The sequence below is a fragment of the Corallococcus llansteffanensis genome, assembly GCF_003612055.1.
Taxonomy (GTDB): domain Bacteria; phylum Myxococcota; class Myxococcia; order Myxococcales; family Myxococcaceae; genus Corallococcus; species Corallococcus llansteffanensis.
Window position 1 is genome coordinate 1 of sequence record NZ_RAWB01000453.1, and the last position, 8,084, is coordinate 8,084.

At 68.7% G+C, this 8,084-nt stretch carries 8 protein-coding genes; 6 read left to right on the forward strand and 2 right to left on the reverse strand.

What is annotated here, in order from left to right:
• The first annotated feature begins 132 nt into the window (after positions 1-132).
• Genes D7V93_RS31605 through D7V93_RS31615 form a run of 3 tightly spaced genes read left to right on the forward strand, consistent with a single transcriptional unit; the run spans position 133 to position 2,929 of the window.
• Positions 133-1,146 carry an oxygenase MpaB family protein gene (locus tag D7V93_RS31605; protein WP_147451436.1) on the forward strand — a complete coding sequence of 338 codons (1,014 nt, stop codon included), beginning with the start codon at positions 133-135 and terminating at the stop codon, positions 1,144-1,146.
• A 59-nt stretch (positions 1,147-1,205) separates the two neighbouring features.
• Positions 1,206-2,345, forward strand: coding sequence for an AAA family ATPase (locus D7V93_RS31610; RefSeq protein ID WP_120646924.1), 1,140 nt, complete (start codon positions 1,206-1,208; stop codon positions 2,343-2,345).
• A 5-nt stretch (positions 2,346-2,350) separates the two neighbouring features.
• On the forward strand, positions 2,351-2,929 hold the full coding sequence (locus D7V93_RS31615) for a hypothetical protein (RefSeq protein ID WP_147451437.1): 579 nt from the start codon (positions 2,351-2,353) through the stop codon (positions 2,927-2,929).
• Here D7V93_RS31615 and D7V93_RS31620 read toward each other — a convergent pair whose 3' ends face one another.
• A complete protein-coding gene (locus D7V93_RS31620) occupies positions 2,930-3,214 on the reverse strand; it encodes a DUF427 domain-containing protein (RefSeq protein ID WP_120646926.1) in 285 nt (94 codons plus the stop codon).
• 36 nt (positions 3,215-3,250) lie between these two features.
• Complete coding sequence (locus tag D7V93_RS31625) at positions 3,251-4,078, reverse strand: alpha/beta fold hydrolase (protein WP_120646927.1); 828 nt, start codon at positions 4,076-4,078, stop codon at positions 3,251-3,253.
• A 186-nt stretch (positions 4,079-4,264) separates the two neighbouring features.
• On the opposite strand from D7V93_RS31625, the gene D7V93_RS31630 reads away from it, so the two are divergent.
• The 3 genes from D7V93_RS31630 to D7V93_RS31640 all read left to right on the forward strand — a co-directional run bounded on the left by D7V93_RS31630 (position 4,265) and on the right by D7V93_RS31640 (position 7,700).
• A complete protein-coding gene (locus D7V93_RS31630; protein ID WP_120646928.1) occupies positions 4,265-6,343 on the forward strand; it encodes a HEAT repeat domain-containing protein in 2,079 nt (692 codons plus the stop codon).
• Between the two features lie 233 nt (positions 6,344-6,576).
• Positions 6,577-7,071: a hypothetical protein gene (locus D7V93_RS31635; protein WP_244237635.1), complete on the forward strand. Its 495-nt coding sequence runs from the start codon at positions 6,577-6,579 to the stop codon at positions 7,069-7,071.
• A 32-nt stretch (positions 7,072-7,103) separates the two neighbouring features.
• Positions 7,104-7,700 (forward strand): hypothetical protein, encoded by a 597-nt coding sequence (locus D7V93_RS31640; RefSeq protein WP_120646930.1) that lies wholly within the window; start codon positions 7,104-7,106, stop codon positions 7,698-7,700.
• The last annotated feature ends 384 nt before the right edge of the window (positions 7,701-8,084 follow it).

Sequence of the window (8,084 nt, forward strand, 5' to 3'; positions counted from 1 at the left end):
GGACATCCCCGCCCGGAAACCCCGTTCTGCTGATTTCCAGGGTCAACGGTTTGTTCCAGGCTCACTCCTTCTCTAGAGTCCCGGGGCCACCCACGCCGGAGCCCCATGCCGCTCATCTTTCGAGGTCAGGACGTGACCGCCATCCTGGGCAACCCGCTCACGGCGGCCAACAGCCTCTACGGCATCCTGAGCGTGGCGGAGCCGACGCTGCTCACGGGGCTGGCGGACCACTGGAACCAGCACCGCGACCGCACGCCCACGGTGGACGGCACGGCGTACCGGCCCGCGCTGGGGGCCTTCTCGGCCATCTCCTCGTTCTGGGGCAACACGTACAGCGACCAGCGGCTGGCGGGCGTGCTGTACGGGCCGCCCTTCGCCGCGAACACCGCCGCCGTCACCGGGGCGAACACGGCCGCGGGGTTCCTGCGCGACTTCGAGGCCGCGCGCGACGAGGCCTTCTACGTCTTCCTGCAGGGCCAGTCCGTCAACGAGCTGGCGCAGGTGTCGTTCCTCTCCACGTACTACCACCACGACGTGTCGGAGCTGTTCGTCCAGCGGCCGCACAGCCGCATGCGGGCCATCGTGTCCCGCCGGGTCATCGAGACCGCGCAGGTCATGCTGCGCATCCTCTACGGCAACATGAGCATGGGCTGGGGCACCCTCTACAGCACGCGCACGCTGGCGACGACGCTGCTGCTGGCGCAGATGCACAACCGGCTGCTCGCGCCGTACCGCAGCCGCGTCACGGAGCGGCCTGTCTACAACCAGAGCTCCGTCGCCTTCACGCTGCTGACGTTCTCCTACGTCGTCGCGCAGTCGTGGGTCGACGCGCGCTACGAGTTCGACCAGGGGCGCTGGTATTACTTCTGGAAGCTGCTGGGCTCGCTGCTCGGCATCGACAGCCGCCTCATCGCGGACAACCACGCCGAGGCGGGGGACCTCTGGCGCCGCTTCTTCCAGGCCGGCGAGTGCCGGGGCGGAAACGGCGTCCCGTACGCCACGAACCTCGAGGAGGACCGCATCGACGCGGGCCTGGTCGCGGGCTACCACTTCGCGCCGGAAGCCAACCTGCTCCAGTGGGTGCCGGCCTTCATCGTCACGCAGCTGCGCAACGCGCCCCGCTGGTATCGGTACTTCCGGCGCTGAAGCGGCCGGAGCGGATCAGCTTCCGTGCGCGAGCAGGTCCTGGCGACTACAGTCGCGCCATGCGCATCACCCGCCTCCGCCTTGAAAACTGGCGAAACTTCCATGAGTCCGACGCTCCGCTTGAGCAGCGCGTCTTCCTCGTGGGCCCCAACGCCGCGGGCAAATCCAACTTCCTCGATGCCATTCGCTTCCTGCGCGACGTGGCGGATCCGCAAGGCGGGTTTCAACGCGCAGTGGGCACCCGTGGAGGGGTGGCGCAGATACGCTCCCTGCATGGGCACCGACCTCCGCATGTCGCGCTCGAAGTCGAAGTCGATCTTGGCGACGGCGCCCCCTGGAAGTACCGGCTGGAATTCACCCGGGACTCCCAGCGTCGCCCCATCGTCAAGACGGAGGTGGTCACGCATGGAGGGAAGTTACTCCGGGAGCGTCCCAACAAAGCTGACAAGAACGATCCTGACCTTTTGAGCCAGACGCATCTGGAGCAGGTCAATACCAACCGCCCCTTTCGGGAACTCGCCGACTTCTTTTCCAGGATCCGCTATCTCCACCTCGTTCCACAGCTGGTCCGGGAGCCGGACCGCTCCAAGGGGCGGGTCGATGATCCCTTTGGAGGTGACTTCCTGAAGCAACTGGCCCGTGTGCCACCCAAGACGCGCAACTCGCGCCTGAAGCGCATCACGAGCGCGCTCCGGGTCGCGGTTCCCCAGCTCCAGGAACTGAACCTGAAGCGTGACGAACAGGGCGTACCCCATCTCAGGGTCAGACACCGGCATTGGCGCCCCGGCGCAGTCGCGCAGAACGAGACGCAGCTTTCAGATGGAACGCTCCGGCTCCTGGGACTGCTTTGGGCGCTCCTGGATGGAACCGCTCCGCTGCTGCTGGAGGAGCCGGAGCTCTCAGTCCATACGGCGATCGTTCGTCACATCCCTCAAATGCTGGCGCGGCTGAACCACAAGAACAACCGTCAGGTCATCATCAGCACCCACAGCGCGGAACTCCTGGCGGACGAGGGCATTGGCGGTGAAGAAGTGCTCGTCCTGACACCTCACAAGGCAGGAACCCAGGTCGAGGTCGCAGGAGCCATCGAGCCCATCCGGGCCCTTCTTGACGGAGGGCTCACGGTCGCGGACGCCGTGATTCCACGGACGGCGCCCCGGGGCTCGAAGCAGCTCACCTGGCTTGGGGGACCGCTATGATTCCCGTGAGCGTCACGGTGGAGGGCCCAACCGACACGGCCATCGCCACCCGACTTCTCCGCCATGCGGGCCTCCCTGCGGGCACCGTCTATCCAATGGGCGGAAAGGCGAAACTCGACGAAAAACTGTCTGGATTCAATAACGCCGCCCGGAACGCGCCCTGGTTCGTGCTGCGCGACCTGGATCAGGATGCGGCCTGCGCACCCGCGCTCGTGCAGCGCCTTCTTCCAGCGCCCGCGCGGGGAATGCACCTGCGCATCTCGGTCCATCAGGGCGAGAGTTGGCTGCTCGCGGACACGGAGCGCATCGCGACCTTCCTCGGCGTTCCCGTCAGCCTGGTCCCCCTTGAGCCCGACACCCTCCTCAATGCGAAGCAGGCGCTTATCAACCTGGCGCGCCGCTCCCCTTCCCGCGACGTCAGGGCCGCCCTCGTTCCATCCGAGGGCTCGACCGCATTGGTGGGCAAGCAGTACACGTCGGTGATCGCGCATTTCACGGAAGGCGACTGGCGCCCCGGTGTGGCCGCCAGACGGAGCGACAGCCTTGCTCGCTGCATCCGCGCACTCCAGACCCTCAGGCCCTGATCACCGCTCCACCGTCACGCCCTTCCAGAAGGCCACGTGGTCCCGGATGTTGGCCGCGGCGGACTTCGGCTCCGGGTAGAACCAGGCGGCGTCGGGGTTCGCCTTCCCGTCCACCTCCACCGTGTAGTAGCTCGCCTCGCCCTTCCACGGGCAGGACGTGTGCGTGGTGCTGGGCTTGAAGTGCTCACGGCGGAGGCTGTCGGGCGGGAAGTAGATGTTGCCCTCCACCGTCTCGAAGCGCTCGCTCTGCGCGAGCACGACCCCGTTCCATTTCGCGACTGGCATTGAAGAAACCCTCCTGGGCCTTGCGGTAACCGTGCGTCACCCGGTGTGCGCGGTGTTCGTGGATGCATGCTCCGTGAGGAAGGGAGCAAGCTCCGCGTTCACCAGCGCCGGCTCCTCCACCGTGGAGGAGTGCCCGCCGCGCGACAGGCGCACCAGCTTCGAGCCCGGGATGAGCGAGTGGATGCGCTCCGCCTTCGCGGGCACCGTGGCGCGGTCCTCCTCGCCCACGATAACGAGCGTGGGCGTGCGGATGCGCGGCAGCTCGTCCGCGATGCTCTTGCGCTTGATGACGCCGTTGACCGCGCGCCAGATGTCGCGGCGGTTCTGGCGCAGGCGCGCGGCCCACAGCGCCCGTTCGGCCGCTCGGCCCGGGTCGGTGAGGAACGACGTGCCGAACATGATGCGCATCACCACCCCGGTGACGGGCGCCAGGCCCACGTAGCGGGCAATGAGGTTGAGCGCCGTGTACTTGGGCACGTTCGCGGCGGGCTCGGGGTCGGAGGAGGTCTCCAGCAGCACCAGCGAGCGCAAGAGGTCCGGCCGGCGGGTCGCGAGCCGCATGCCCACGAAGCCGCCCATGGACAGGCCCACGAAGTGGACGGGGCCCACGCCCAGCGACTCGATGAGCGCCACCGCGTCCGCGTACACCGTCTCCAGGTCGATGACCGCGTCGGGCGGCACCGCGCTCTGCCCCTGACCCCGGTGGTCGTACGCGATGCAGCGGAAGCGGCCGCGCAGCGCCTCCACCTGCGGGTCGAACAGGCGCGTGCTCCAGAGGAGGCCGTGGCTGAAGAGGACCACGTCCCCCGCCCCGCCGGTGTCCTCGTAGTACAGCCGGGTTCCGTTCACGGACCGCATGGGCATGGGAAGGCCTCCCGGGGTAGGTGCTGGCGACTGGCTCCTGGCTGCCGGAACCCTAGTCCAGCGCTCCCCGGGACCGCAGCCCTTCCTGGGAGCGCGGTGTCCACTGGAGGAGAAGGGCTGCCCGGGCTCACTCGGAGGGCCGCTTGTGCCGCCCGACCGTCCGGGGGAGCATGGACGCACCTCCGGATGCGCCCTTCTCGCCCTGTCCTCGTCTCCCTCGCGGTGGTCGCCGTCCTCGTCGTGGGGCTCGCTTTCGCCCTGCGCCCGGCGTCGTCCTCCGCGCCCGTGGTTGCCTCGTCCCCGGTCACGACCCGGCCTCCCGTGGATGCGGGAAGCCCTGCCGCGCCCGTGCTGGTGAAGACAGCGGAGGCGCCCCTTGAGGCTCCGGCGACGGCTCCGGCGAAGCCGAACCGGTTCGTGGGCTCCGAGGTGTGCGCGGACTGCCACGAGGAGCAGCACACGGGCTGGAAGCACGACTGGCACGCGCGGGCGCTGTCACCGGCGACGAAGCAGTACGTGGTGGGCACGTTCACGGGCGCGGGCACGCACTTCAAGGGCGAGTCCAGCGAGGCGTGGGTGCGCCGCGATGCCGGCAAGTACCTGATGCGCACCAAGGGCGCGGACGGGAACCTGGGCGAGTGGCCGGTGCAGTGGTTGGTGGGCGGCAAGCGGATGCAGGACCCCATCACGCTCTTGCCGGACGGGCGCTGGCAGGTGTTGCCGGTGTACTTCCACGTCACGGGCAAGGGCGAGTGGGTGGACTACTCGGAGAAGAAGCAGGGCCCGCTGGCGCCGGACCACCCGTTCTTCTGGGCGAACTTCCGCCGCAGCGCGCAGCACGCGTGTCTGGACTGCCACGTCACGGGGTTGGACGCGCGCTATGACCGGGCGAGCCACCAGTGGGAGACGAAGTTCGCGGACGCGGGCGTCGCGTGCGAGTCCTGCCACGGGCCCGGCGGGCGGCACGCGGACTCGCAGGTGGCGGCGGACATCGTCCAGCCGGCGAAGCTCTCCGCGGAGGCCGGCTTCGCGGTGTGCGCGCAGTGCCACGGGCCGCGCCGCACGCTGTTCCCGATGCTGGACGCGGCGCACCGCTACCAGCCCGGCCAGCGCTACGACGCGAACTACCAGCCCATGGTGCTGCTGGTGGGCAACGAGCGCTCCGGCGACTTCTTCAACGACGGGCGTCCCAGCACCTCCAGCTTCGAGTACCAGGCGCTCATCCAGTCGCGCTGCCACCAGCAGGGCGGGGCCACGTGCCTGACGTGCCACACGGCGCCGCATGATCCGCATGCGCCCAACGAGGTGAAGAAGCCGAAGGTGACGACGGCGCGCACGTCCGCGAACGCGGCGACGTGCCAGGGCTGTCACGCGGAGGTGGTGGCGCAGGGGGAGAAGCACACGCACCACAAGGCCGCGGCGGCGCAGGACTGCATCGCGTGTCACATGCCGCCGGTGGTGTCGGGCGTGTTGGATCACTTCGCGGACCACGCGCTGGACGTGCCGGTGCCGAAGAACACGGCGCTCCACGAGGTGCCCAACGCGTGCAACAGCTGCCACACGAAGGAGACGCCGGACGCGATGGACGCGGCGCTGACGAAGTGGTGGCCGAAGGCGGAGGCGCGCCAGCAGCGGCGGCTGCGCCTGGCGGACGCGTTCGACGAGAAGACGGCGGCGCAAAGCCGGGGGCCGCTGGAGGCGGTGCTGGCGGACACGACGGAGGCGGGGACGCTCCGGGGCGCGGCGGCGAAGTTCCTGGCGCGGCGGTTCAAGCGCGACGTGGTGCCGGCGCTGCGGGCGTCGCTGAAGGGCACGACGGACAGCACGTTGCGCTCGGACCTCATCGACGCGCTGGGCAGCGTGAACGCGCGCGAGGCGGCGGAGGACCTGGTGCCGCTCTTGAATGACGGCTCGCTGTGGGTGCGGCAGGGCGCGGCGCTGACGCTGGCGTCGTTCGGGGACGCGCGGGCGATGCCGGCGCTGCAGGCGCTGGCGACGCAGCCGGAGACGAGCGGGCTGGTGCAGCCGCACGTGATGCTGGGGCAATTGGCGATGCGCCGGAAGGACGTGGCCACGGCGACGCGCGAGTTCGAGCGGGCGCTGGACCTGCAGCCCTACAACGCGGACGTGCTGGTGCGGCTGGCGGACCTGTACGTGGTGCAGGGCAACGTGGCGAAGGGCCGCGAGCGGCTGGAGGAGGCGCTGAGGTTTGATCCGCAGAGCCGCTCGGCGAAGCAGCGGTTGTCCATGCTGCCGGCACCGTGAGGACGGGCCACGGGGCAAGGCTTCCGGGATGGCTGAGCCTGGGCCTCGTGCTGGCATGCGCGCAGCCTGCCGCGACCCCTGGAGTCATTCAGAGCAACTCGCGTGACGTCCCCGAGCGCATCCCGGGCCCCATGCCGGGCTTTGGACCTTTCGACACGTATTCGGATGCGCTCATCTCGGCCTGCTCGATACTGTTGAAGCAGCCGCATGCCACCGCAGGACGCCGCTCGGACATGAACTTCCGGCTGCGCTGGGACCTCTCACGGGAATACTGCGCCTGGGTCTATTACACGCCCGATGAGCGGTTCGAGATGAGCATGATGTCCGTGACGCCGATTCAGGACGCCCGTGGCAAACGGACCTGCCGCCTGCCGCCCTCCGTGGACGATGCCCGGTATCCTCCCGAGAGCATTGGCTACGTGTATCTCCTCCACACCCGTCCGTATGAAGGAGAGCTCACGGAGCAGGACATCCGGTACATCGTCGCCATGGGACTGGCCCATGGCTGGGAGGTGAAGACGAAAGCGGGAATGCTTCGGCTGTCCCTGGTGGCGTTCTTCTCTGCCTCGAATGACTTCGCGAATCCCACCTGCGACGGCTTCTTCCAGTACACGCCCACGACTGGTGACCTGTCCAAGTGGACGCTGGAGCGGAATCAGTGGAGTCGCCAACCCCTTGGCACCGTGGTCTGGACCGACGAGCAGACCTATCGGATCGACCGCCACTAGGCGCACGGTCAAGGCATCGACGAAGAGGGCCCATGGCGACAAAGCGCTTCATTCTTCCGGCAGCCTTGCTGTTGGCGGGCTGCCTGCGGAACCCGTCCACGCGCGATGCGCTGGTGGGTGACACCTCCATCGACTTCCCAGCCTTCTTCGAGCATCCCGCCGTGGAGGCAGGTGCCGACGGAGGACCTGTCGAGCTCACCGGCACCGTCCTGCGCGCCGTCGAACTCGCCGCTGCTGACTTCCTCGGGCCGCAGCGTGCCGACACGCCCTGCCCCGACCGACCCGAGGCGCACCGGTACAGGGTCATTCAGCGGCAGGGCATCATCTTCATCCGGATTGATGAGGATCCCCGGTTCTGCGGCCTCGCCGTTCCAGGGCTGCACTCGGGAGCCCAGTATGCGGTGGGCAGCGACGGCAGGATCCTCCGGCGGCTCCGGGATGGAGAACCGGGCTCATCGCTGACGCCAACGGACGCGGGACCTGGCATTCCGGTTCCCACATCCGAAGTCGGCCGGTCGTTTGATCCGCCGGATGGATCCGTTCCCCTGCCGTTCCTCATCGGCCCCGGCCGGGATGCAGGCACCGCCACATCTCCGTCCGAGGGTTCGTTCATGGCAGCGCCGCCGTGACCTGCTGAACACCGCACCGCCCTTCAAGACAGACGCCCCTGCCGCACCTGGGATGCACGTTGGTTCCTCTCTCCTGGAGCCCGGACCTCCCATGCCCTTCCGAATGCCCGGCGTCCTTCCGCCGTGCTGTCATTGAGCGCCACTCCGACACGGATTGTCATCCCCGCCCTCCGGTCCAGCCCGCGCGCTCCGTCCATTCACTGTCAGGCACTCCGGTGCCTGTCTGTGTTTTCCATCGGAGCGGCGGGGACCCGCACCCATGGCGGCGGATGGGCTTCGCCCCTAACTGGGGAGCACCCTCTATGAACGCCCTCCTGTTCGCAGCCCTGCTTGCCCAGGCCAGTGCCACCGGCGCGGCCCCCGCACCCGCAGGCCCCGAACACC

Coding starts and splice junctions, on each gene's coding strand:
- D7V93_RS31610 (WP_120646924.1), top strand. CDS start 1,206: ATGCGCATCACCCGCCTCCGCCTTGAAAACTGGCGAAACTTCCATGAG.
- D7V93_RS31620 (WP_120646926.1), bottom strand. CDS start 3,214: ATGCCAGTCGCGAAATGGAACGGGGTCGTGCTCGCGCAGAGCGAGCGC.
- D7V93_RS31625 (WP_120646927.1), bottom strand. CDS start 4,078: ATGCCCATGCGGTCCGTGAACGGAACCCGGCTGTACTACGAGGACACC.
- D7V93_RS31630 (WP_120646928.1), top strand. CDS start 4,265: ATGCGCCCTTCTCGCCCTGTCCTCGTCTCCCTCGCGGTGGTCGCCGTC.
- D7V93_RS31635 (WP_244237635.1), top strand. CDS start 6,577: ATGAACTTCCGGCTGCGCTGGGACCTCTCACGGGAATACTGCGCCTGG.
- D7V93_RS31640 (WP_120646930.1), top strand. CDS start 7,104: ATGGCGACAAAGCGCTTCATTCTTCCGGCAGCCTTGCTGTTGGCGGGC.